This is a genomic window from Marinobacter lacisalsi (assembly GCF_042651045.1).
GTDB lineage: Bacteria > Pseudomonadota > Gammaproteobacteria > Pseudomonadales > Oleiphilaceae > Marinobacter > Marinobacter lacisalsi.
Window position 1 is genome coordinate 22,764 of record NZ_JBHSDI010000060.1, and the last position, 24,449, is coordinate 47,212.

The window sequence follows — 24,449 nt, forward strand, 5'->3', positions numbered from 1 at the left end:
GGTAAAATTGCGTATCGGGATATCCGATGGATCATGGTAGTGTGGCACTGGTGTCCCGTTTGGTTAATTCGCTGATCTATTGCGAATTAACCAAACGGGACACCAGAGGGTTGGATTCCTGAATACGATTGGCATCCTTACGGCACAGGCCCAAGGATAACGGAAGTGGCCAGATTTCGTTAACCAGACAGGTTGGTCCGCGCGGCCTGTTGTCCCGTTCGGTTGCCGGCTTCGGCCGGCATCGTTATTCGGAGGGTATGATGACTCCCATGAAGTCCCGCATTGCCGAGGCCCTGCGGACTGTGCCTCGCCAGGCGTTTGTTTCCTCCCGGGATCTGGAGCCGCAGCTGTCCGGCCATAGTATCCCGAGCCGCGCCACGATGCGCCAGATACTCGAAGCTTTGCCATCGTTGCCCCGTCATAGCCGCGTGCTTCATGTGGGGGCCGGCTCGGGGTATGTCGCTGCCGTTCTTGCCCGGCTGTTTGACAGCGTTGTCGCCATTGACCGTAACCCCGCCATGGTGGAGTTGGCAGCCCACAATGCCGAGCGACTGTCGCTGGACAACCTTTCTTTCCAGAGTGGCGATGCCGAAGAAGCGATGGCCCCGGGCGACGGTTTTGATGTCATCCTGGTGACCACCTTCCTGAGCTCAATGGATGCCCTTATTGCCCAGCTCAGGGAAGGTGCCTCCCTGATATGTCTCGAAGCGGTTCCCGAAAGTCCTCCTGTACTGGTTCACCATCAATGGCGATCTGGCGTGCTGCACAGGCAGGGGATCCTTTGCCGGGTGGATTTCCGTCGCAGCACCGAAGAGGCCCTGATTGATCTGGGGCTGCTGCCGGAAGACAGTGCCGGCGTACCGGTTCCCCCCGGGACCACACCTATCCGTCAGGCGCTCAAGAATCCCGCGATCAGTGAACGCGAGGTATACCGCCAATTGGTGTCGACCCGGCGGGGGCTGGTTCTGAAGGAGCTGGATGCGCTGCTGGCGGACGTCGATCCGGCATTGTTCGCCCGCTTCTCCCGGTCGTTCCTGGAACATCATCGTCTGATTCCGGTGTATCAGCGGGACCGGCAGCTGTATGTGGTGAGTGATAACCCTGACGCCCACCTGGACGCCATCGCCCACCTGACGGACGCCGAGCTGTCCCTGTTGCTGGTGACCCCTACGGATTTCCGGCGGCTGTGGTCTCACCTGTCCATTTCCGAGCGCGGCAACGAACTCTCCTCATCGGCCCAGACCCAGACCGAACACCATGCGGACGACTCCCTGGAAGCCAGCCGGGAAGGTGAGGTTACGCCCTACCTGGTCTCGCTGTACGAAGGCATTCTGCTGGAAGCGGTCAGTCAGCAGGCCAGCGATATTCATATCGAGCGTTACGGCAGCCGGGTGCGGATCAGGTTGCGAATCGACGGTGAGCTTCACGATCTCAACCACTACCGGATAACGCCCGGCCAGGTACTGGGCGTGGTCAGCATCATCAAGCTGCGTGCGGAACTGAACATCGCCGAGCGGCGCCTTCCCCAGGGCGGGCGCTCACGGCTGAAATTTGGTGATGTCCACTTTGACCTGCGGGTTCAGACCCAGCCTTCACTCCATGGTGAACACGTGGTGATCCGTCTGTTGCGTCAGACCGGCCGGGCCATGACCATGCAGGAACTGGGGATGTCGGCAAAGCTGGCGCGAAAATACCAGCGTCTGCTGGACAACCCCGCTGGCCTCATACTGGTGGTTGGCCCCACAGGGTCGGGCAAGTCCACGACGCTCTATGCCGGTCTGCAGGAACTGGCGGATGATGGTCGGCGCAAGGTCATCACGGTGGAAGATCCCATCGAGTACTCCATCGACAACATCCAGCAGACCCGGGTGCGGCCGGGAATCGGGTTCAGTTTCGCGGATGCGATGCGGTCATTCGTGCGGCAGGATCCGGACGTGATCCTGGTGGGCGAAATCCGTGACCAGGAAACCGCGCTCGAAGCCATTCGTGCCTCCCAGACCGGTCATGTCGTGCTGTCCACCCTGCACTGTAACGACAGTGTTGACGCCCTGCAGCGGCTCTATGACCTGGGCAGTCACCCCAACTCCATCGCCAGCGAGCTGCTGGCGGTGATAGCCCAGCGGCTGGCGAAACGGATCTGTCCGGACTGTCGCCAGCCTGCAACACCGGATCCGGCGGTTATGGCGGAACTGTTCCCCGAGGGGCCGCCAGCGGATTTCCAGTGCTTCGAGGGCAAGGGGTGCCCCCATTGCAAAGGCCGGGGGACCCGCGGTCGTGTTGCGGTGGTGGAATTCCTGCAGGTAAGCCGGGATGTCCGCAACGGCATTTCGCTACAGCCGCCGGTGGGCGAGATGCGCAGCCTGGCCCTGGATGCGGGCTTGATCACCATGCGCGACAGTGCATTGGACCACGTTATCCAGGGTACGATTCCCCTGTCCGAGCTGCCGAGGATATTGCCGGAAGACCGGATGGGGCCGGAACAACGGGGAGGCCGTCGTTGAGATGAGCAGACAAAAACAGAAACTGCCCGCGGAACTGGAATTCCGGGGCGAGCTCGAGCGCCTGCGGAAGCAGGACCGTCACCCGGTGCCGCCGGGCTGGCAGATGTCGCCGGTGGCCGTGGAAACGTTTGTCGAGGGTGACGAATCCCTGGGTATCGCCCGCAAGTTTGTCTGTGCCCCGGGCGTGGTGAAACGCATCGTGGTGGCATTGTGTACCAACCGGGGCGCCTTGCTGGTGGGTGAGCCGGGCACCGCCAAATCCTGGTTGTCGGAGCTGATTACCGCTGCCGTCAGTGGTGATTCGTCCCTGATTATCCAGGGCGGGGCGGTCAGCTCTGTGGCCCAATTGTTGTACAGCTGGAACGAGGCCATTGTCCGTGACCGCGGACCCTGCCCGGAGGCCCTGATACCCAGCCCCATGCTCAGGGGGATGCAGCAGGGGCGTTTCGTCCGTTTCGAGGAGATTGCCCGCTGCCCGCAACCGTTGCAGGATTCCGTGCTGGCCCTGTTGTCCGACCGGGTGATCACCATCCCCGAGCTGGAAGGCGAAGCCGGTGTTATCTATGCCAGTGAAGGCTTCAATGTGATTGCCACCTCGAACAGTGTGGACGAAGGGGTCAACCGTATGAGTGCCGCGCTCAAACGGCGTATGAACTTCGAGACCATCCAGCCCATCAACCACATCGAGGATGAACTGGATGTGGTCATCCGGGAAACCGACAAGCTCAACCGGAAGGGGGGTGTCGATGTCAGCCTGCCCCCGGAGATTACCGAGATGCTGGTCACCATCTTCCACGAGCTGCGCACGGGCCAGTCTCTCAGTGGCCGCAGCACCGATCGCCTTGCCGGTGCTGCCATGTCGACAGCTGAAGCCGTCAATGTAGCCCACGCGGTCTGTGTGAATGCCTTCTATTACAGTGACGGGGCCGTGACGGCGGAAAGCCTGATGCACTTTATCCTCGGCTCCGCCCTGAAGGACCACCCCGAGGACCGGCGCCGTCTGCGCCACTACTTCGATACCGAAATTGGCGAGCGATCCGGCAGTCACTGGCAGGACCTGTATGCCCATCGGGGCCTGATCTAGCAGCATGCCCGCGATGACTTGGCCGACTGACTCCGGGTGACCCTGCCCGGAACTCTATGCACGCACTGCGGTCAGAGCTGGCTCGTGGCCGGTTGATCTGTCCATTCACCAATATCGAGGCGTGCGTATGTCCACTCTGTCCCAGACGGTTTCCCTGGGCCCCCTGGGTTTCACCCTTTCACAGTTGCTGATGGTATTTGCGCTGGTGGTGGCCCTGCTGGTCGGAGCGTTGATGGGCCGGCGTCACCGGGTGGTGGTCAGCGATGCCCTTTTTAGCCTGATTCTGGTTGCCCTTGCCGGCGCCAGGATGGTTTTCGTGCTTCGCTATCACGACAGTTATGACAGCGTTCTTGCCATGATCGACATTCGTGATGGCGGATTTGACGTGACCGCCGGGGTGGTATCCGCACTGCTCTGGCTGTGCTGGCGGAGCTGGCGGAGTTCGCCGCTGCGCCGCCCGCTGGCGGCTGCCGTGCTGTCGGCGTTAGTGGTCTGGGGGGCGCTCAGTTCGCTGATCCTGCTGATCGACACTCAGGCCCGCCCCGTACCGGATCTGGAGCTGGCTACCATGGAGCAGCAGGGGTCAGCCAACCTGCGGGGCTTTCAGGCCGATCAGGCACAGCCCATGGTGGTGAATCTGTGGGCCACCTGGTGCCCGCCCTGCCGCCGGGAGATGCCGGTGCTGGCGGAGGCCCAGGCGGAACACCAGGCCATTGACTTTGTGTTTGTGAATGTCGGGGAGGAGCAGGGCACCATCCGGCAATTTCTGGACTCTCAGGCACTGACCCTGGACAACATCCTGCTGGACAGAGGTAACCGTCTGGGGGCCATGACCGGCGCCCACGTGCTGCCGACCACGCTGTTCTATAATGCCGATGGGTTACTGGTGGACAGCCACACCGGCGAGCTTTCCCGGGCCACCTTGCGGCAGGGGCTGGAAAAACTGGGCCCCCGTTAGTATCGGATACCCGCCGCCATTGCCAGGCATGATCCGGGATCGCTATCCTCCCTGTTTCAGGCGTCCGGCCCGTCCGGGATTATCACCATGCACAGAGGGTTACGGTAGCAATGATTCCGAAGCTGGGAATAATGGAAGGGTTCTATGGGCCGCTGTGGCAATGGGCCGACCGCCGTGCGCTGATGACGCTGCTGCAGCCCCATGGCTACGGCTTCTACTGGTATGCGCCCAAGGCGGACCGGTTCCTGCGCCGGGCCTGGCAGGCCCCCCATCCACCGGAAGTCGCCGCAGGCATTGCGGATTTCGCCCGCTGGTGTGATGACCGGGATATCGAATTCGGTATCGGTCTGAGCCCCTGGGAGATCTTTAATCACTTCGATGACACCGCTCGCCGGGCGCTGGCGGACAAGCTGGCGTTCTTCGAGTCGGTGGGCGTGAGCCGGCTCGCCATCCTGTTTGATGATATGAAGTCGGACACCCCCGACCTGGCCCGGCGGCAGGGGGAGATCATTGACTGGGTACGGCAACGCACCGGTTTCCGGCAGCTTGCGGTCTGCCCGTCCTATTACTCCGACGACCCCGTGCTCGACCGGGTATTCGGCGAGCGCCCGCCCGGCTACCTTGAGGAGCTTGGCAGGGCCCTTGACCCGGAGGTGGACGTATTCTGGACCGGCGAGGAGGTCTGTTCCCGGGAAATCTCCCCCGGGCATCTGTGCCGTGTTGCCGGACAACTGCGACGCAGGCCACTGTTGTGGGACAACTATCCGGTGAACGACGGCGATCGCATGTCCCGCCACCTGCACCTGCGGGGATTCACGGGGCGACCGGCGGCCAATGCCGGCCTGGTCAGCGGCCATGCCATCAACCCCGCCCTGCAACCCACCCTGACCGCCATTCCGGCCCTGACCCTGGCCCGGAGCTACCGGCAGGGCGAAGACTACTGCTACGGTGAGGCGTTCCGGGAGGCCGCACAGGAGGTGGTTGGGCAGGACATGGCGGATCAGTTGCTGACGGACCTGCTGGTGCTGCAGGATGCCGGGCTGCACCGGATCAGCGATGACAAGGCGTCCACATTAAAGGCGACCTACAGTGCGATCAACCATCCCGCCGCCCGGGAGATTGTGCGCTGGCTGGCGGGCGACTACCAGGTGACCGATGAGATGGTACAGACCCAGTAGTCCCAGTGTCCCGTCGGGACACTACTAGTCGCAGGTCAGATTGCGGGCCTTGCTGAAGCGTTCCATCATGGCGGCCTGTTCCCGATCCCTGTCCTGGTAATGCGCTGGCAAGGGCCACAGATCGTAACGGTAATCGCCCACAGCAACGTCCGTGTTGCTTTCCGCTTCACTCTGGTTTGCCGACATATGCGGGGTGAGCACCCGTACCTCCAGTTCCGGGGCCCTCTGCTCCAGGACCGCCACCAGTCCCTGCCGGTTCTCACTGTGGAAAGTGCCGGTAATCATCAGTACCTGATGATCGGGATGGGCGTTCAGGGCCTTCAGAATCTGGTCGGCCATGGTGCTGTCCCGCAGCAGCTGCGCCTTGAACGTATTTTCCAGGCGTTGCTTACCCTCTTTGGAAGGTTCGCCATGATCACTGCCACCCATGCTGGTCATGAACCTGTCGCGGTATCCGGTCATAGCCGGGAAAGGCTGATCCGGTAGCTGGCTCCGACGTTGTCCCGGCAGCGCTTCCAGATACCCGGCTCCCTGCCGGCCAACGCATCGAACCACATCCGCCGGTGCGTTGGCAGCCACGACCGGCAGATCATGTTCACGGGCATACTCCACCATCGGGCGATAGGAGGCCTGGTAGTTTTCCCAGGCGCCGGCGTCTTCCACCATCTCCTCCTCACCCAGTTCCCCGGCCAGGTACCGGTTAACGGGCGTCTGGCTGTCCAGGTTGAAGGCCTCCAGGGCCAGGATCTGCCTGGGGTTGCGCTGGTGCAGCGCGGCCTGCAGGCGTGCCTGAAGAAGATGGGCGCCCTGGTGGCCGTGAAACTCGCCGACCACCACTACGTCAGCACCGGCCAGTGTTTTGGCGACAGTCTCGAGGTCTACGATCCGGTTGTCGTGGTCGCGTATCACCGCATCATAAAAGGTGGTTATCCTGGCCGGAGTCTGAGTTGCCGGCACGGTGGTGCATGCCTGTAGCAGAATGCCGAGGGTGGCGAGGACGGCCGTACGATGGATCTGCATGAGCGGTTTCTCCCTTGTGCGGTACCAGTGACGCCCTGTTCCTAACGGCATTCAGGGGGTGCAGGACAGCGTAAGTACGTTATTCTAATGGGATTGTCTTTCAGATAGGTACGTCATGCTGCCATTTCGTATTGTTGACCGGATCAAATTCATCGTCGAGCGCCAGCTGGTCAAGGGCGCCGGGTTCCAGTTACTGGTGGTGGCAGCCTTTATTGCCGCCATCTCGCTGGTGGGCGGCATCCTGGTGGCGCCCCTGGACGGCGAGTTCGACCATGTGGGCAATGCCATCTGGTGGGCCTTCCTGCGCCTGACCGATCCGGGCTACCTGGGTGACGATGTCGGTGCCTGGCAGCGGTTCGTGTCCACCCTGCTGACCATTAGCGGTTACGTGGTCTTCATGGGTACCCTGGTGGCCATCCTGACCCGCTGGCTGATCGCCCGGATGAGCGAGCTGGAGCGGGGGCTGACGCCGGTCACCCTGAAGAACCATATCGTAGTGCTGGGCTGGACCAGCCAGACCCCGCCCCTGTTGTCGGAGCTGCTCGGTTCCACCGGGCGCATGAGGCGCTTCCTGGAGAAACACGATGCCTCGCGGCTGAACCTGGTGGTGCTGTGTGAGGAAGCCGGCGCTGGTCAGCTCCATGAACTGCGCACTGAGCCGGGTATCGGGTCCCGTGCCCGTCAGGTGATCCTGCGCTCCGGCCTGCCGATCCAGCCGGATGCCCTGCACCGGGTGGCCTGCCTGGACGCGGCGGCAGTGATCGTGCCCAGCTCTGCCCACGAGGCCGGCAGCCTGTTCACCGCCGACGTGGAAACCGTCAAGGCGTTGTTATCCATAGCGGCACAGGCCCGTCATTACGACACCGGCCTGCCTTTCGTGGTGGCCGAGTTGCAGGATATCCGCAAGCTGCCGGTGGTCGAGCGGGCCTACCCGGGGCCGTTCGAAGTGGTGGCTGGCGACGCCACCATCAGCCGGCTGATGGTCCAGAACATCCTCCACCCGGGCCTTTCTGAGGTCTATAACGAGTTGCTGGCGGGTGAGGATGGCAATGAGCTCTACATCCGCAGTGGGGACTCCGTGGCCGGGCTGACGCTGGAGGAGCTGGCAACACGGCGGCCCGACGCCATCGTGCTGGGTATCCTCAAACCGCTAGGGACGGGTTGGCAGGTCACCCTGGCGGCACCGTCAGAGACGATGATCGGGGTCGAGGACCGGGTAGTGATGATGGCCCGCAGCTACAGCGGGACGGAGCCGGATAACCGTCAGGAGCTACTGCAGCCTGTCACCCGTCCGGCTCTATCCAACCGCCGGGCCCGGGGTGTTTCCGCTCAGCGCCATCGGGTGTTGGTGATGGGCTGGAGTCGTCGGGTACCCAGTCTGGTGGCCGAGTTGGCCAGTTATCCGGGGCGTGGGTTCGAGGTGGACGTGGTGTCCGTGGTGTCGAGCGCAGAACGGGAGCAGGCCATTCAACGTTACTGCGGGCCGGAACTGGCGATCACCTGTCGGCACCTGGAGGCGGACTACATGGTGGAGGAAGAGCTGCGGAGAATGGCACCGTCGCAGTACGACAGTATTGTGCTGGTGAGCAGCGACCGCTTTACCTCGGGTGAGGAAGCGGATGCCCGGGCCATGGTCGGCTATCTGCAACTGGAGGACCTGTTGCAGGAAAGCCAGAAACGGCCCCAGCTGATCATGGAGCTGAGCGACCCTGACAACCGGCAGCTGCTGTACGGTCACCAGAGTGAGATGATGATCAGCTCAATGATCCTCAGTCATGTACTGGCCCAGGTGGCCCTGCGCCGGGAGCTGCGGGTGGTGCTGGATGAGCTGTTCACCGTCGGTGGTGCGGAAATCCAGTTCCGGGCTCCGGAGGACTACCCGTTGCCGGCCAGTGCCAGCTTCCAGGTTCTGGAAAAGACCCTGGCGGTGGAAGGGGAAGTGGCGCTGGGGGTCTATCGTGCCCGGGCTGACGAAAAGGGTCACCGCCTCCAGCTTAATCCGTCCAGGGCAGAATACCTCGAGCTGAAGCCGGGGGACCAGTTGGTGGTGCTGGCCATCACGGCTGATGAGGGGGTTTAGGGCCTGTAAAGTCAGTACGTTACAGGCTTCTCGTTGGTATTCATGAGAAAAATGCCGGAAATAGATAATATAAATTTCAATTATGCGTCCGGAATGACTAAAGTAGGCCCCATCTTCGGTGATCTGCTTAAATTTTGAGCGGAGCGCTGTTTCACTGAAAGATCCTCAACCCTAAACAGCAAGGACTGAGACCATGCCTTACGCACAAGACGTTGATCAGATTGCTTCCATCCTGAAGCAGAACCCGACCTGGAACGCTATCAACCCGAAGCACGCCGCTCGCATGCGCGCCCAGAACAAGTTCAGGACTGGCCTGGATATCGCCAAGTACACCGCCAAGATCATGCGCGAAGACATGGCGAACTACGACAAGGACACTTCCCAGTACACCCAGAGCCTGGGTTGCTGGCACGGCTTCATCGGCCAGCAGAAGATGCTGTCCATCAAGAAGCACTTCGGCAGCACCAAGCGTCGTTACCTGTACCTGTCCGGCTGGATGGTTGCTGCCCTGCGCTCCGAGTTCGGTCCGCTGCCTGACCAGTCCATGCACGAGAAGACCGCCGTTTCCGGTCTGATCGAAGAGCTGTACACCTTCCTGCGTCAGGCCGACGCGTGGGAACTGAACCACCTGTTCCGCGCCCTGGAAGAAGCCGAGAATGCCGGCGACAACGCCAAGGCACAAGAGCTGATCAAGCAGATCGACAACCACGAAACTCACGTTGTGCCGATCATTGCCGACATTGATGCCGGTTTCGGTAACGCCGAAGCCACCTACCTGCTGGCCAAGCAGATGATCGAAGCCGGTGCCTGCTGCATCCAGATCGAGAACCAGGTGTCCGACGAGAAGCAGTGTGGCCACCAGGACGGCAAGGTGACCGTTCCCCACGCCGACTTCCTGTCCAAGATCAACGCCGTTCGTCTGGCGTTCCTGGAACTGGGTGTTGATGACGGCGTCATCGTTGCCCGTACCGACTCCCTGGGCGCAGGCCTGACCCAGAAGCTGGCTGTTACCGACGAGCCGGGCGACCTGGGTGACAAGTACAACAGCTTCCTCGACGGCGATTACATCGAGAAGCCGGAAGACATCAACAACGGCGACGTTGTGATCAAGTCCGATGGCAAGCTGATGAAGCCCAAGCGTCTGCCTTCCGGTCTGTTCCAGTTCCGTCCGGGTACTGGCGAAGACCGTGTTGTCCTGGACTGTATCACCAGCCTGCAGAACGGTGCCGACCTGCTGTGGATCGAAACCGAGAAGCCCCACGTTGGCCAGATCGCCAGCATGGTTAACCGCATCCGTGAAGTGGTGCCCGACGCCAAGCTGGTCTATAACAACAGCCCGTCGTTCAACTGGACCCTGAACTTCCGTCAGCAGGTATTCGATGCATGGAAGGAAGAAGGTAAGGACGTGTCTGCCTACGAACGTGCCGACCTGATGAACGCCAAGTACGACGACACCGAGCTGGGCAAGCTGGCCGACGAGTGGACCGCCAACTTCCAGCGCGACGCTGCGCGTGAAGCGGGTATCTTCCACCACCTGATCACCCTGCCGACTTACCACACCGCGGCCCTGTCTACCGACAACCTGGCCAAGGGCTACTTCGGCGACGAAGGCATGCTGGCCTACGTTGCTGGTGTACAGCGTAAGGAAATCCGTCAGGGTATCGCTACCGTGAAGCACCAGGACATGGCCGGTTCCAACATCGGCGATGACCACAAAGAGTTCTTCGCTGGCGACGCGGCCCTGAAGGCCGGTGGTAAAGACAACACCATGAACCAGTTCTGATCGAACGGTTTGTTGTCCGGTCCGGGCTCTTCGGGGCCCGGTACCACCAGACATAAAAAGGCCGGCGGGAGAGATCCCGCCGGCCTTTTTTGTATTACGCCGACTGCCCGGCCTTCGTCTCTCTCTACCGAGCTTCCAGAAGCCCGAGCTGGATAGCGGCCTGGACCGCTTCAGCGCGACTTCTGATCGACAGCTTGGCATAGATATTTTTGATGTGATGAGCCGCCGTGTGATAACTGACCCCGAGTTGGGTGGCTGCATCGGCGGTTTTCATGCCATTTGCGATGGCTACGAGGAATTCGCGTTCCCGGTGGCTCAGAAGCTCCCCCTGCAGTGTCTTTCCGTTGCCCTCTGCTGGCATTCGATTGCGGGCGTGATCCAGTATCCGTCTCGCTATAGGCGCCGACAGTGCCGGGATGCCATCGTCCATGGCCAGAAGGGAGCGGACGATGGCGGCCTGGGGCTCTTCCTTGAGCAGGTAGCCGTTGGCACCGGCCTTGAGTGCCGGAAAAAGATGTGCGTCGTCGTCATACATGGTGGTGACAATCAGCTCTGCAGCCGGAAACAGCGAACGGCATCGGGTGATGAAATCTACGCCATTGCCATCAGGCAACCGCAGATCGACGAGGCAGAGGTGGGGAATGAAGCTCTCCAGGCTTGCCATGGCAGGCTTGAGCATGCTGAAGCAGCGGATAGTAGCGTCGGGAAATGCCTGCAGCACCGACTCCTGCAACCAACGCTGGGCGTCGGGGAGATCCTCCAGGATGATGACCCGCGTCATGGGTTTGCTCCTTTTGTTGTCTTTGCCACAGGGTCCACCGGTATCTGGCACCGCAGTCCGGTGCCTCCGCTCAGTGGGCAATACCAGTGTGCCGTCCCGCCAATTTCCAGTGCTCTTTCCTCCATGCTGTAGATACCGACCCCGGAGGCTTCCGGTTCACCGATACCACAGCCATCGTCGTAACAGTCCATGATCAGGCCCTCTGTACCAGAGTCATGGATGGAAACCCGGATATACCGGGCCTCTGCATGCTTCAGCGTATTGGTAATGAACTCCCGCAATATGCGCATCAGATTGCGCTCCGACCGTGGCGACAGGGTCAGAGCACCGGCATCCGTATCCAGCGTCATGTCGAGGGTAACACCGAAAAGCTGGCAGCGGCTGCAGGCTTCGGAATACCAGCGGTTGAAGCTTTGCTCCAGCGCAGTGTGCTGTTTCTGCAGCCCCTGGATAACGTCCCTCAGTTCTACCAGGCATTCACGGGCCAGTTTCCCGGTTTCGGTCTCCCCCGCCCGGTAGATGACCGAAAGCAGGCGCGCGCCCACATCGTCATGCAAGTCGCGGGCGACCCGTTTGCGCTCTTCCATCACCCCCTGCCGGAAACGATCTCGGTAGTTTGCGGCATAGCGAAAAAGCATCAGTGTCTGATCAACAAAGGCCAGGTCGTTGCGATCAAACAGTCGCTGTCCACCTTCGGCGTAGCCCAGTACCAGGTTGCTGGAACCCGAGGGTGTCGGCACCCGCAGGCGCAGGCCGTTGTCGTCAATGGTGCAGACAGACTGGCTGCCGACAGCCTGCTCCATATGGAGCGGCTGCAGGCTGCGCTGAATGATGGTGCGCCACTCCTGATCGATGTCGTTCTGGGTATCGAAGGCATCGGCGGTCAGTTCCGGAAGCCGGTGGGAAAAATCGTCGCGCCTGGTCCTCGGCATGAGTCGCCGCAGAAAGAGCTGTCGCAGGGGGAAATAGAGCCAGCCAGCAAGGGCCAGGGTGACCAGCAGGCTGAGGCTGGTGGACATATCCAGAAACACGATCAGGATGGCATCGAGCGCAATCACCATGACCCCGCAGATAAACCAGAACCAGGCCATCAGTATCCAGCGGTCCAGATCGAACAGGCGAAACCGGACAATGCCCATGGCAATGCCCAGGTAGGACAAGACGAACAGGATCCACGCCCACTGCTGATGAATGAGGGAGGGCTGGCCCAAAAGCTGGGGGGCAACAACCAGTCCCAGATAACCCAGCACGCCGCCAAACCAGGAAAAAACAAACCATTTCAGCCGGGCTCTTGCTACCGGTTCGGTCCGGGTCCGGTGCCACTGGGCGAAGGCCAGAATGACATCCAGTGCGGCCCAGCCCATCAGGCTGACCCGTGCGGTCAGGTCCAGGCTGTTGCTCCACTGACCCCAGTTGGCGGCGAGAATGAGGGCAACGGCAGGCACCATGAAACGTTCGAATCGCCAACGGCCAAGGCGGGTCGGGTAATACCAGAGCAGGGCGGTCCCGGCGCCGGCGAAGAGCATGGCACCGAACTGATTGATCCGTGACAGTGTCAGGAACAGCCCTGGTTCCATGGCCAGCTCCCGGGTCGTGTAAATGGCACTGGCGATGATCGCCAGGGCCAGAGCGAGACCGGCCAGGGCGTAAAACCGGGGGCCGGGCTCGTTCTGCACAAAGGCCCAGGCCCCTACGCCCATCCAGAAGATGGACAGACCGCAGATCAGCTGGATCCAGAACGAAGCGGGTAGCCCCGAAAGGCTGGAGGCATGAGACGCCGAAACCGGGAGGTAGACGGGCGTGATGACGCTGTTGGCCAGTAACTGCGGCGGGTGGTAGGGGTTGATGACGGCCAGCTCTGTGTCCGGTGCCCTGAGCAGTTCCCAGATTATCGCCTGGCGCTCGAAGAAGCGGTTGTAGATCTTGTACACCGGTGCGTCGTCCGGTTCCGCTATGGCGTCACCGGGCTCCAGGCGAAATACCTCGTCGCCGTTTCGTAGAGCAATGATTTCCTGCCCCGGTCGAATTCTGCCCTGCACGCCAGAATCATCGGCAACCGACATCACCCGGACACCATGAGTGCCGGGTTCGGTATGAATGCCCACCCGGGGCAGATGGGTTGCCAGGTAGACCGCCGTTAGTGCCAGTAAAACACCAATGGTCAGGCCGGCGGACAACAAGCTCGCTGGAGGCCATTGTCTGGGCACTCGTGACGGACTCCTGTGTGAAATTGGCGAATACTGCTATCAGTAAAGTCTGCAACCATAAGAAAATGCAAGTGCCCGGGGCGAGAGAGCCCCGGGCGGCAGGACTCAGGGCAGTTCTACAAGGACCATCAGGCCCAGTTCCGAAGGATCGGCACTGCCGTCACCGTCCTCATCGTAGGAGGTGCGGAAGATACCGATGCTGCCGTCATGGTTAAGGTAACCTTCGGCCAGGGTGACGCCGGTACCGTCGTCATCGTTGATGGTGATGCTGGTGGCGCCATTGCTGAAAATATCCACCGACAGGTCACTGGTGGTCCAGGTTTCTGTGCTCTTCTCGATCAGGTCCGTCAGCCCCTCGTACTTCTCTGCCCGCTCGATATTCAGGTCGAGGCTGGGCGTGGCGCTGGCGCCAAAGCTCAGCGTAGAGTCGAAACGGCTGCGGGCCAGGTTCAGGCCATAGGTGTTATACATTTCCACGGCCAGGAACTTGACCCGGTAGTTGCGGCCAGCGAGATCCGGAGCACCATCGGTTGGCAGGCGGACCATCAGAGTGTTGGATATTTCCGCAAACGAACCGTCTTCACCATTGAAGGTGCCTCCAAGAACGATGCTGAAATCCTCGTTGACGAATACGTTGGCAGGTTCCCCGCCTATGGAATCTATGCTGCCGTCGGCCTGGAGAGTGAAGGGAACGCCAGCTTCGGCACCACTGGAGTCACTGGAGAAGGTTGTGGAGCTGAAAGAGCGACTCAGACTCATGAACTGCTCGGTACCGATATCGATGGTGCTGTCGCTGTCGCCGTTAAAGGTGATTTCGTTGTGCTCGTTTTCCACCTCGTAGACATTGTTCTCGAAATAGGTGCCCAGATAAACGCGCCCGAAGGTGCCCGTCATATCGGCCGCTGTGGCTGACTCAGGGAGGCGGACAAAGGTTTCGAGGGCATACCTTGCCTCTTTGCCATCCTTCCTTTCCGGATCGACAGCACCGGATTCGTCGGTCAGATAACGCACCAACGGGTCGCTTTCCACCAGGAAGAATGCGGCGGTGTTCAGGGCCTTTTGAAAGCGCAGCACTCTCGGCGGGAAGCGGGAGCCAGACTGGCCGTCACTGGAAATGTTTTCCTCGAACGGAGTCTCCAGATAGAGTTCGCCTCCGGCGAGATAGTCGGCGGAAAAGCTCTCGTTATCACCGGTTTCCGGGAGTCCAGGTAAGTAGTTGAGCCAGGCGTTGCCGTCCTGCCCTCTGATCTGAGCCTCGGCCTCAGCCCTGGGGTCTACGGTGAGGGTGACCACACCGTTGCCCTGGTCACTGAAGGTGAAGTTGTCGCCGTACGCTTCGGCAGCGAAGAAGCCGCTGCTTCTGTCGCCATCGTCATCACCAAGGAAGAACTTAAGGGCACTGCCGCGCCAGTCGCCGGCAATCTCGGTGACATCCGCAGTGTCACTGGTAATGCGATCCACCTGGCCGTCCACGAATTCACCGATCTCCTGATCCAGCTTTTCGAGCATGCTTGAAAGGTCTGCCGTGGCGGCGATGTCGAATTCTTCGGCCTTGCCCCGCAGTGTCAGCACGGTGTCGGTGTTGAGCGTATCGAGCTCAGTTCCGTTTTCGATAAACCGTTGCAGCACATACTCGGACAGGGGGGTGATATCGACGTCCTGTTCGAGGACCTGGGAGCGCATTTCGGCATTGGAGCCCTGAATGCGCACCACCAGATTGCCCGCCAGGCTGACCCCCTCGGGAATCTCCAGGGTGTAGACACCGGTGATGCTGGTCTTGTCAGTAGCCAGAACATCGCCAATCTGGTCCCCGTTATTGTCGACCCGGACAAGCTCCACATCGGCACCATCAACCGGTTGCAGTCCGGTAATAGCTGCCGCGGCTGGGGGCACCAGGAAATTCAGGGCAATCTGCAGGGTGGACTGTGGCTGAAGTTGAGCGACGCTTCCGGCAGGTGCTTTGGCGGTACCCTCAATCGTAGTAACTTCCGTGCCGCCATCCCCGGTGTCATCGTCGGGGGTTGAAGATGAAGATCCGGATGATCCGCCGCAGCCGGTCAGCACCAGCGCGGAGGATGCCACCAGCGCCGGCAGCCAGTGTTTGATAGGTTCCATGGGTGTTCTCCTGTCTTGTTTTCTGGTTTTCTGCGATAGTCAGCCTCCTGGAAATAGCCCCGGGGCGAATCCCCAAAACAGGGGGGCTGAATGTAAAAAAATGTCATAGAGGTAAATGGTGACGACGGATCAGGGGATTGTTTTCGCCGTATTGCTTACCACGCTTGGCCTGTTTGTCTGGAACCGGATTCGCTTCGACCTGGTGGCCATGCTGGCGCTGCTGGCGGTTGCCGTTGCAGGGCTGGTGCCCACGAATGAACTGTTTGCCGGTTTCGGTCATCCGGCGGTGATTACCGTTGCCGCGGTGCTGGTGATCAGTCAGGGACTGGTGAATGCCGGGGTGGTGGACAGCATCGCCCAGGTGCTGGGCCGCGTCGGTGACCGACCCGCGGTGCAGGTGGCCACGCTGACGGCGGTTGTGGCCCTGTGCTCGGGCTTTATCAATAACGTGGGTGCCCTGGCCCTGCTGATGCCGGTGGCAATCTGGATGGCGCGGCAGTCCGGGCGTTCACCCTCCTACCTGCTGATGCCCCTGGCCTTCGGTTCCCTGCTGGGGGGCACCATGACCCTGATCGGTACGCCGCCAAACATCATCATCGCCTCCTATCGCGAGGGTGGTGCCAATTTCGGCCTGCTGGACTTCTTTCCGGTCGGGTTTGCCATCACCGTGATCGGTGTGACCTTTATCGCCCTGGTTGGCTGGCGGCTAACACCCCGTCGTGGCGAAGCAGACAACGGTGAGAAGCTGTTCAGCGTCGGTGACTATGTGACCGAATTGCGCATTCCTGAGGAGTCCGACTACGTCGGCCGTACCCTCCATGACCTGCTGACCGACAGCCGCGATGACGCCGACCTGGCCGTGCTGGGACTCATCCGTGACGACAGCCGCAAGCTGGCACCCTCCACCTATCAGGTCCTGCGTGCGGGAGATCTGTTGCTGGTGCAGGCGGACACCGACAGCCTGCAGTCTGTGGTGGACAAGGCCGGCCTGGAGCTGGGCAGCGCGCCGGAGGACTCGGAGCTGGAGGAAGGTGACTCCCGCATCGTCGAGGCCGTGGTCACCCAGGATTCCAGCCTGGTTGGCCACACCGCCAACCGCCTGCGCCTGCGGGAGCGCCAAGGCCTGAACATTATTGCCGTGGCCCGGCAGGGGCAGCGTATCGACAAGCGGGTGGCGCAGGTTGCCCTGAGAGCGGGGGACATCCTGCTGGTGCAGGGGCATGAGGATGACCTCGACGGGGCGCTGCGCGAGATTGGTTGTCTGCCCCTGGCCGAGCGCGGGCTGCGGTTTGGCGCGCAACGTCGTATCTGGATCGCGGGTGGTATATTCCTGTCGGCCATAGGCCTGATACTGAGTGGCCTGCTGGCGGCACCGGTGGCCCTGGTGGCCGCGGCCGTGGCGATGGTGCTGGTGAATATCCTCGACACCACCGAGGCCTACCAGGCCATCGACTGGTCGATCATCGTACTGCTGGGGGCAATGATACCGGTGGGCGGCGCCCTGGAGTCCACCGGCGGTGCCCAGCTGATTGCGAGCCAGTTGCTGGCGGCGGGGCAGGGGCTGTCACCGGCGGTGCTGCTCGCCGTGCTGATGGCAGGCACCATGCTGTTGTCCAATGTGGTCAATAACGCGGCTGCCGCCATTCTGGTGGCACCCATTGCCCTGAGCCTGTCTGGCCAACTGGGTATCGCCTCGGACGCCACCCTTATGGCGGTAGCCATTGGCGCGTCCTGTGCCTTCCTGACCCCGATTGGTCACCAGTCCAATGCCCTGGTGATGGAGCCTGGTGGGTTTACCTTCGGTGACTACTGGCGCCTTGGGCTGCCCTTGTCCGTGCTGGTGGTGGCGGTGGCGGTGCCGATGATCCTGCTGGTCTGGGCGTGAGGTGCTGGCGCTAATTTACCGGCCGCACTGATCCACTGTGTTAGTCTTTGGGTAGATAATACGAAGATTCCTTGAAAGGTTCGGTATGTACGACAAAGAGTGGTTGCTACAACGGCTGTACGACACACGCGACCGCACCCTGGCACTGGTGGATACCCTTTCCGACGACCAGCTGCAGGTGCCCTATCATCCCGGTGTGAACCCGCCCCTCTGGGAAATGGGGCATTCAGCTTTCTTCTATGAGGTGTTCGTTCTCAATCTGCTGGATGGAACCCCGAGCTACGACCCATCCATGGACGACCTGTGGGATTCGTTCCACATTGAGCATCGTGATCGCTGGAACCGTGAGATCTTCCCCGGCCGTGAACAGACCCGGGGTTACATGCTCACCATCTACGAGCGTGTGGCCAGGCGCATCCGCGAGCAGCCCCTGGATGAGTACGCGCTGTACCTGTATCGCTACGCCATTTATCACCAGCACATGCACATCGAGTCCATGACCTGGTGCCGGCAGACCGTGGGCTATCCGGCGCCACCGGCGGTGGTGGATCCGATGTCCGACAGCCTGTCTGGTGATCACGAGACCCTGGGAGACGCGGAGATTCCCGCCGGCTCCTGGCAGGTCGGCATGCCCGGCGAGTCTGAACGATACGCCCGCGAGGACTTTGCCTTTGACGGTGAGAAGCCCCGTCATGCTGTCACCCTGGACGCCTTCCGTATTTCCCGGACCCTGGTCAGTAATGGCGAGTTTCTGGAGTTTGTTGAGGATGGCGGGTATCGCAGGCCCGAGCTGTGGTCTTTCGGCGGTCGCAAGTGGCTGCAGACTGAAACCGACGTGTCGCTGGTGTATGGCGAGCGGGAGCCGGTGCTGAGAGAGCCCCGTCACCCGTACTTCTGGCGCCTGCGCAATGGCCAGTGGCAGCAGAAGCTGTTCGACCACTGGCACCCCCTCGACCCTGGTGCACCGGTATTGCAGCTTTCCTACTGGGAGGCGGAAGCCTGGTGCAACTGGGCTGGCCGGCGCTTGCCCACGGAAGCAGAGTGGGAAGTGGCCGCGCTGGGGAACCGGCCCGGCGAGCCCTTCAGGCGTTTTCCCTGGGGCAATGAGGCGCCCACCCGGGAGCGGGCCGATATGGACGCGACCATGATGGGCCGCCAAGCGACCAGCGCCCTGCCGGCGGGGGAAAGCCCGTTTGGCTGTCGCCAGATGATCGGTACCGCCTGGGAATGGACCAGTGATCAATTCCTGCCCTACGACGGGTTCAAGGTGGACATGTACCCGTTTATGTCTACTCTCCAGTTTGGGGACCACAAGGTGACCCGGGGCGGCGGTTGTGCCACCTCATCCATGCTGATCCGTGGCACCTATCGGCAGGCTTACCTGCCCCAACGCAATGATGTCTACACCGGGTTCCGCACCTGTGCGGTGTGATGACGCGCTTAGCAAAAGAAGGCCGGATCGGAGAAATAATGCATGAATGTCTATGAAACCGATGAGTTGCTGGGGCAATACCTGGCCTTTCACTATGGCGACAGCCATTTCGGTGTCGGCAACTACCCCGCGCGCTGCGCCAGCGCCTGTCTGGAGGTCATGGCCGGCCGCGACAAGAAACGGGCCCTGGATCTGGGGTGTGCCGTGGGGCGCACCAGCTTCGAGCTGGCCCGGGCCTTCGAGGAAGTGGTCGCCCTTGACCTGTCAGAGCGTTTTATCGGCGCGGCCAACACTCTCAAGACTCAGGGTGAGATTGAGTACTTCCTGCGTGATCAGGGGGAACTGGGGGAAACCTCGGTGGCAAGCCTGGCAGGCCATAACCTGGCCACCCACGCCGACCGTGTTCACTTTGCTGTTGAGGATGCCTGCAATCTGCGGCCTGACCACCGGGGCTACGATCTGGTGTTTGCCGGTAACCTGATTGATCGGCTCGAGGATCCCGGCCGTTTCCTGGCCAGTGTGCATCACCTGCTGAATGAGAATGGCGTGTTGGTGATCAGTTCACCCTACACCCTGCTGGAGGAGTTCACCCCCCGGTCGAAGTGGATCGGGGGCTTCCAGCGCCATGGTGAGCCCTTCCGGGTGCTCGATGGCATGAAGGAAATCCTGACGCCGCATTTTGATCTGATGCGCGAGCCGATGGACGTACCCTTTGTGATTCGTGAAACCTCACGGAAGTATCAGCACACCATTGCCGAGCTGACCGCCTGGCAAAGGAAGGTCTGATCGTTTGCTAGTGGGTTCGGAGGGGGGCCTTGGGGCGGAGGTGTTTTCTCCGCTGCAATTCACGGTCCTTCCCTGGACCGACGACCTTGCACCGCGCTCAGTCCGGCCAGCAATCACAGATTGCTGTCGTTCGCTTGCGCACGAAGCTTCGCTTCGTAAACGCTTGGTTCACCCATGGCGCTGCTACGAAAACACCTCCGCCCCAAGTCCTGCAGTCTATAGTGCTGGCCTCGTTTATCTGAACTTCGGTGTTCATGTATTCACGGTGCTGCACTAAAGTTCGGTCGAGGATATGGTGGGGCTCTTTTGGAGCAGGACCATGGATGGTCCGGTGCAAGGTCGGTACAGGACGTACCGTGAATTGCAGCGTAAAAAGAGCCCCACCATGTCCTCAGCCCCCGTGGTCAAAAGCCCTGCTACAGGGTCTTTCAGGCCTTGGGCATTGGCAGCTCAGGTAAGCCGGTTTCCTTTACCAGGCCCTGCATCAGTAGCCGCATGCTAGTCTCCTCGTCACCCATGTGGGCATTCAGCCGGCTGAGCTCGGCCAGGGTTTCCTGGCTGCGACGCAGGTGCAGGCTGGTTTCGAAATACTCCCGGGCCTTGCCCCAGAGTTCGTTGCGCAGGCTCAGGCGCCCCAGGGCCAGCAGCAGGTCGGGGTTGTTGGGGCGGTCCTGCAGCCAGCGCTCGGCGGCCAGCAGCTGTTCATCGGGCTTGGCGCCGCAGATGCGACCATAGAGGTGGATCAGCTCGTCGCTCCAGTGGTTGCGCAGTACCTTGCGCAGCAGGGTCTCGGCCTGGGCTTCTTCACCGGCCCGGGCCAGCAGCTCGGCGTACACGCGAATGGTGTGCTCGTCCCGGCGCATGGAGCCGGGGAGTTCGTCCCACAGCCGGGTCAGCGGCGACAGGTCCTGGTTGCCCTGACGCTGGCATTCGTCCGCGGCCCGTTGCAGCAACTTGTGCCAGGCCGTGCGTTCCAGCCGGTCCAGTTCCGCGCTATCGCCCAGCTGGCGTTTGCGTAACTCAGGCAGAAGTCGTGAGAGTTCCTTCCAGTCTTCCAGCCGCACATAGACGGTTTTGAGCAGTTTGAGCACGAATGGGTGGTGGGGGGCCTGCTTGCGCAGTCGCACCAGGGTGGCCAGGGCCTGCTCCAGGCGGTTGGCGTTCAGTTGCAGCTGAGCCTGGGTGATGCCCACTGCCAGGTCGGAGCCGGGGGTGCTTTCGAAGGCCTTGCGCAGCAGTTCATCCACATCGTCGTGGTCGCCGGCTTCCGAGGCGGCCTGGGCGGCTGCCAGGTAGTTGATCAGTGGGGTGTCGGCATGATCGGCCGAGGCTTCCAGTTTTTTCCTGGCATGGGGCCAGTTGCCTTCGGCCAGGGCCAGCAGGCCCTCTGTGGTGCGGCGGCGGGCCCGGCGTTTCTGGCCCCCGGCCAGCCAGCCGGCAACAGCGCCCGTCTGCCGGGTCAGTCGGCGGATCAGCCAGATCACTGCCAAGACCACCAGCACCAGTGCCACCATCAGCACCAGCCCCACCCAGAAGTTGGTCTCAATCAGGTAGTTGCCCAGGCTGATGCGGATGTAACCCAGGTCATAGTGAATGCCCTGGCTGAGCGCCAGCCCGAGGAGCAGTGCGATAACAAGGATGACCACAATTCGGATCATGACGCATCATCCTCGCTGCCGGAATCGTCCTGCGAGTCTTCTGAATTCTCCTCGCCGCCGTTCATGGGTGCCTCGTTATTGGCATGGCGTCCCGCGATGCGACCCTTTAGCAGCGTCAGGGAGCGGCTGATGTCCGGCAGCTCCGGATTGATATCACGCGCTTTCAGCTCCGCGAGGGAATTCTTCAGGGCCTCAATGCGGTTCTTGCTGTTGTCGTACCAGGTGTTGAGGGAGTCCAGTGCCTTGTCGAGTGCCTGCTGGTAGAGATTTTCGTGACCACGCAGCACTGCCAGTTCGGCCTGTTCCAGCATCAGCTGCAGGTTCAGCCGGGCCCAGGCGCTCTGGTCTGGTGACAGCAGCGGCTTGACCGGCTCGTCCAGCCGGCGGATGGATACCACGTTGCTGAGGCTGGATTTGGTGCGCTCCCAGGCCCGGGACAGGGGGCTCGAGTCCTCGGCGGTCTCGGTGTTGTCGCGGTCCTGGCCGTTGCTACTGAAATCAGGTGCCTTGTCGGTCAGAGCCCGGTCGGTCAGCTGGGTAACGGTATCGCGGGCCGCTTCCAGCTGCAGGTACAGGCCGGTTCGATCCACATCGTTAACGCTTCGCAGGGCGAGGATTTCCCGGGCCAGCTGTTCCCGTACCGGATATACGCCGATATCGTCGGTTTCCCTGAGCACATCGTCGGCCGACTTGAGCGCCGCCAGGGCGCCACGAATGTCCTTTTCAATCACCAGGCGCTGGTTGGCAATACGCATCAGGTATTCAGCTTCCGCCAGCAGCCAGTCGGTCCGGGTGCGGTTGCCGGCATCGAGCAGTTCTCTGGCGGCGTGGTCGATCTGTCGCTGCTGTTCGCTCAGGGTTTGCTGCTGTTCCCGCAGGGTGGTTTCCAGGGACTCAAGCCGGTCAGACTGGCTGCTGCTGCCCTGGTTCAGCCGTTTATCCAGTTGGCTGTTCATTTGGGTGACGTGCTCCAGGGATTGCTGGAGCTGCTGCTGGTTTTGCCACTGCTGCCAGCTCCAGAGCCCGAGGGCAACCAGGCCTGCCAGCAGGATCAGGCACACCAGCCACAACGGCCAGGTTCTGGGGCGGCGGGGCTCTTTGGTTGGGGGCACAGTCGCGGGAAGCTGCTGGTTCTGATCGTTGGATTCGGTCACGGGCATCCTTACTGGCTGTCAGGGCGATCCGGGGGCGCGGGCTGATCCTCGCGGGTCTGGTCAGCAGCATAGCAGCCAATCACCCGGTTCACGATGTCCTCGTCTGCCATGCCGCTGGCGCAGATTACCCGGGTAAACCCTGCGTCCAGGGCCTGGCGGGCTACCCGTTCCGTTGGAACCAGCAACAGACTTTTTCGACAATTATGGCTGCTATTGTTACTCAGTGCGATGAAATTGTTCAATGTTTCCCCGGACAAGACGATGATCACGTCGGGTTGGAACTGGTCCAGGTTGTCCATTCTGTCAGCTCTGGAAGGGGTTGCCGGCTGGCGGTGATACAGTGGCAGCACCGTCACCGAGGCGCCCCGTTGCGTGAGCGTCTCGCGGATCAGTTCGCGACCGTGGTCGCCCCGGGCCAGCAGCACTTTCTCGTGCTCCAGTTGTTGCAGGGAGGGCAGGGCCAGCAGGGCTTCACTGGTGAAGCCGTCCGCCGGGTGCTCCGGGGTCAGTCCGGCCTTTTCCAGGACAGCAGCGGTACTGGCGCCAACCCCGTACCAATGAATGCCGGTGGGGAACTGCGGCCACCAGGTGTCAATCCGCTCCAGTAATTGCCGGGCAGCGTAGGGGCTGACGGCAATTACATGCTGGTACAGGTCCAGGTCGAGCAGGGTCTGCCGCTGTTCGGGAGTTTCCGGTAGGGGTACCCGTTCCATGACGGGCAGGGTGCGGCTGTGAGCACCGGCCGAGCGGAAGGCTCCGGCCAACCGGGAGGCTTCCGGCTCGGGGCGGCAGATCAGTACCCGCATGTTGGCCAGCGGGGGATTATTCCGGCGTGTGCCCATAGATCTCCGCCAGAATACGGTCGGCGCCCATCTTCAGCAGGTCCTCCGCCAGTTCCCGGCCCAGTGTTTCGCCATCCTTTCGGGGGCAGCGGCCTTCCACACGCAGGATCTCCTCCCCGTTGACCTTGCCCACCAGGCCCCGCAGCCACAGGGTGTCGTCATCCTCCAGCAGGGCATAGGCGGCGATGGGCACCTGGCAGCCACCTTCCAGCCGCCGGTTAAGGGCGCGCTCGGCGGTCACCCGGTCCCAGGTGTCCCTGTGGTTCAGCGGGGTAAGCAGATCGACCAGCTCCTGGTCGCTCAGGCGGCATTCGATGCCCAGGGCGCCCTGGCCGACCGCCGGCAGTGACAGGTCGTCCGGCAGGGTGTAGCGGATACGGTCGTGGAACCCCAGGCGTTTCAGGCCGGAGGACGCCAGCACAATGGCCTGGTAGTCGCCGGCATCGAGCTTGGCCAGGCGGGTGTTGACGTTGCCCCGCAAGGTGCGGATTTCCAGGTCCGGGCGATAGCTCCGCAGCTGGGCTTCACGGCGCATGCTGGCCGTGCCCACCACGGCGCCCCGGGGCAGATCGTCCACGGTCGCGTAGTCGTTGCTGATAAAGGCGTCGGTGGGGTCTTCCCGCTCGCAGATGGCGACCAGGCCCAGGCCCTCGGGGAACTCCATGGGTACGTCTTTCATGGAATGCACGGCAAGGTCGGCGCGGCCGTCCAGCATGGCTTCTTCCAGTTCCTTCACGAACAGGGCCTTGCCACCGATCTTGGCCAGGGGTACATCAAGAATCTTGTCGCCCTGGGTCTTGATGCCGACCAGCTCCACCTCGACGTTGTCGTGCAGGCGTTCGAGCTCGGCCTTGATGAATTCCGCCTGCCAGAGGGCGAGGGCACTTTTACGGGTTGCGATGCGCAGAGTACGTTTTGCCATGATGTCGATGTTCTTGAGCGGTGAGAATGGGTGGTCGCCCGGGGTACGCCCGGGACCGTTCAG

The 24,449-nt window shown here is 61.6% G+C and carries 17 protein-coding genes; 9 read left to right on the forward strand and 8 right to left on the reverse strand.

Features of this window, described 5'->3' with window-relative positions; all coding sequences use genetic code 11:
* Positions 1–260 precede the first annotated feature (260 nt).
* The 4 genes from ACFOZ5_RS16885 (at position 261) to ACFOZ5_RS16900 (ending at position 5,721) form a co-directional block, all read left to right on the forward strand.
* Entirely contained in the window at positions 261–2,501 is a 2,241-nt protein-coding gene (locus ACFOZ5_RS16885; protein WP_379889458.1) for an ATPase, T2SS/T4P/T4SS family, read from the forward strand.
* A 1-nt stretch (position 2,502) separates the two neighbouring features.
* Positions 2,503–3,585, forward strand: a complete 1,083-nt coding sequence (locus tag ACFOZ5_RS16890) for an ATP-binding protein (RefSeq protein WP_379889460.1) — start codon at positions 2,503–2,505, stop codon at positions 3,583–3,585.
* A gap of 127 nt (positions 3,586–3,712) precedes the next feature.
* Complete coding sequence (locus ACFOZ5_RS16895; protein WP_379889462.1) at positions 3,713–4,543, forward strand: TlpA family protein disulfide reductase; 831 nt, start codon at positions 3,713–3,715, stop codon at positions 4,541–4,543.
* Positions 4,544–4,653: 110 nt separating this feature from the next.
* Entirely contained in the window at positions 4,654–5,721 is a 1,068-nt protein-coding gene (locus ACFOZ5_RS16900; protein ID WP_379889464.1) for a beta-N-acetylglucosaminidase domain-containing protein, read from the forward strand.
* A 24-nt stretch (positions 5,722–5,745) separates the two neighbouring features.
* Here ACFOZ5_RS16900 and ACFOZ5_RS16905 read toward each other — a convergent pair whose 3' ends face one another.
* The gene (locus tag ACFOZ5_RS16905; protein ID WP_379889466.1) at positions 5,746–6,741 is read right to left on the reverse strand and encodes a ChaN family lipoprotein; all 996 of its coding nucleotides are present in this window, start codon (positions 6,739–6,741) and stop codon (positions 5,746–5,748) included.
* A 115-nt stretch (positions 6,742–6,856) separates the two neighbouring features.
* On the opposite strand from ACFOZ5_RS16905, the gene ACFOZ5_RS16910 reads away from it, so the two are divergent.
* Both ACFOZ5_RS16910 and ACFOZ5_RS16915 read left to right on the forward strand, forming a co-directional pair.
* Positions 6,857–8,821: a CASTOR/POLLUX-related putative ion channel gene (locus ACFOZ5_RS16910; protein WP_379889468.1), complete on the forward strand. Its 1,965-nt coding sequence runs from the start codon at positions 6,857–6,859 to the stop codon at positions 8,819–8,821.
* A gap of 193 nt (positions 8,822–9,014) precedes the next feature.
* Positions 9,015–10,604 carry an isocitrate lyase gene (locus ACFOZ5_RS16915; protein ID WP_379889470.1) on the forward strand — a complete coding sequence of 530 codons (1,590 nt, stop codon included), beginning with the start codon at positions 9,015–9,017 and terminating at the stop codon, positions 10,602–10,604.
* A gap of 124 nt (positions 10,605–10,728) precedes the next feature.
* Here ACFOZ5_RS16915 and ACFOZ5_RS16920 read toward each other — a convergent pair whose 3' ends face one another.
* The 3 genes from ACFOZ5_RS16920 to ACFOZ5_RS16930 all read right to left on the reverse strand — a co-directional run bounded on the left by ACFOZ5_RS16920 (position 10,729) and on the right by ACFOZ5_RS16930 (position 15,707).
* Positions 10,729–11,385 carry a response regulator gene (locus tag ACFOZ5_RS16920; protein WP_379889472.1) on the reverse strand — a complete coding sequence of 219 codons (657 nt, stop codon included), beginning with the start codon at positions 11,383–11,385 and terminating at the stop codon, positions 10,729–10,731.
* Positions 11,382–13,592 carry an ATP-binding protein gene (locus tag ACFOZ5_RS16925; protein WP_379889474.1) on the reverse strand — a complete coding sequence of 737 codons (2,211 nt, stop codon included), beginning with the start codon at positions 13,590–13,592 and terminating at the stop codon, positions 11,382–11,384. The genes ACFOZ5_RS16920 and ACFOZ5_RS16925 overlap by 4 nt, the downstream gene beginning before the upstream one ends.
* Positions 13,593–13,697: 105 nt before the next feature.
* On the reverse strand, positions 13,698–15,707 hold the full coding sequence (locus ACFOZ5_RS16930; RefSeq protein ID WP_379889476.1) for a hypothetical protein: 2,010 nt from the start codon (positions 15,705–15,707) through the stop codon (positions 13,698–13,700).
* Positions 15,708–15,825: 118 nt separating this feature from the next.
* On the opposite strand from ACFOZ5_RS16930, the gene ACFOZ5_RS16935 reads away from it, so the two are divergent.
* The 3 genes from ACFOZ5_RS16935 to ACFOZ5_RS16945 all read left to right on the forward strand — a co-directional run bounded on the left by ACFOZ5_RS16935 (position 15,826) and on the right by ACFOZ5_RS16945 (position 19,810).
* Positions 15,826–17,592: an SLC13 family permease gene (locus ACFOZ5_RS16935; RefSeq protein ID WP_379889647.1), complete on the forward strand. Its 1,767-nt coding sequence runs from the start codon at positions 15,826–15,828 to the stop codon at positions 17,590–17,592.
* Positions 17,593–17,677: 85 nt separating this feature from the next.
* Complete coding sequence (gene senA / locus ACFOZ5_RS16940) at positions 17,678–19,024, forward strand: selenoneine synthase SenA (protein WP_379889478.1); 1,347 nt, start codon at positions 17,678–17,680, stop codon at positions 19,022–19,024.
* 42 nt (positions 19,025–19,066) lie between these two features.
* The gene (locus ACFOZ5_RS16945; protein ID WP_379889480.1) at positions 19,067–19,810 is read left to right on the forward strand and encodes a putative 4-mercaptohistidine N1-methyltransferase; all 744 of its coding nucleotides are present in this window, start codon (positions 19,067–19,069) and stop codon (positions 19,808–19,810) included.
* Positions 19,811–20,238: 428 nt separating this feature from the next.
* Here ACFOZ5_RS16945 and ACFOZ5_RS16950 read toward each other — a convergent pair whose 3' ends face one another.
* The 4 genes from ACFOZ5_RS16950 to hemC are packed head-to-tail and all read right to left on the reverse strand — an operon-like array spanning position 20,239 to position 24,386.
* On the reverse strand, positions 20,239–21,468 hold the full coding sequence (locus tag ACFOZ5_RS16950) for a heme biosynthesis HemY N-terminal domain-containing protein (RefSeq protein ID WP_379889482.1): 1,230 nt from the start codon (positions 21,466–21,468) through the stop codon (positions 20,239–20,241).
* Complete coding sequence (locus tag ACFOZ5_RS16955) at positions 21,465–22,628, reverse strand: uroporphyrinogen-III C-methyltransferase (protein WP_379889484.1); 1,164 nt, start codon at positions 22,626–22,628, stop codon at positions 21,465–21,467. The genes ACFOZ5_RS16950 and ACFOZ5_RS16955 overlap by 4 nt, the downstream gene beginning before the upstream one ends.
* A gap of 2 nt (positions 22,629–22,630) precedes the next feature.
* Positions 22,631–23,464 (reverse strand): uroporphyrinogen-III synthase, encoded by an 834-nt coding sequence (locus tag ACFOZ5_RS16960; protein WP_379889486.1) that lies wholly within the window; start codon positions 23,462–23,464, stop codon positions 22,631–22,633.
* The gene (gene hemC / locus ACFOZ5_RS16965) at positions 23,445–24,386 is read right to left on the reverse strand and encodes a hydroxymethylbilane synthase (RefSeq protein WP_379889488.1); all 942 of its coding nucleotides are present in this window, start codon (positions 24,384–24,386) and stop codon (positions 23,445–23,447) included. The genes ACFOZ5_RS16960 and hemC overlap by 20 nt, the downstream gene beginning before the upstream one ends.
* Between the last annotated feature and the right edge of the window lie 63 nt (positions 24,387–24,449).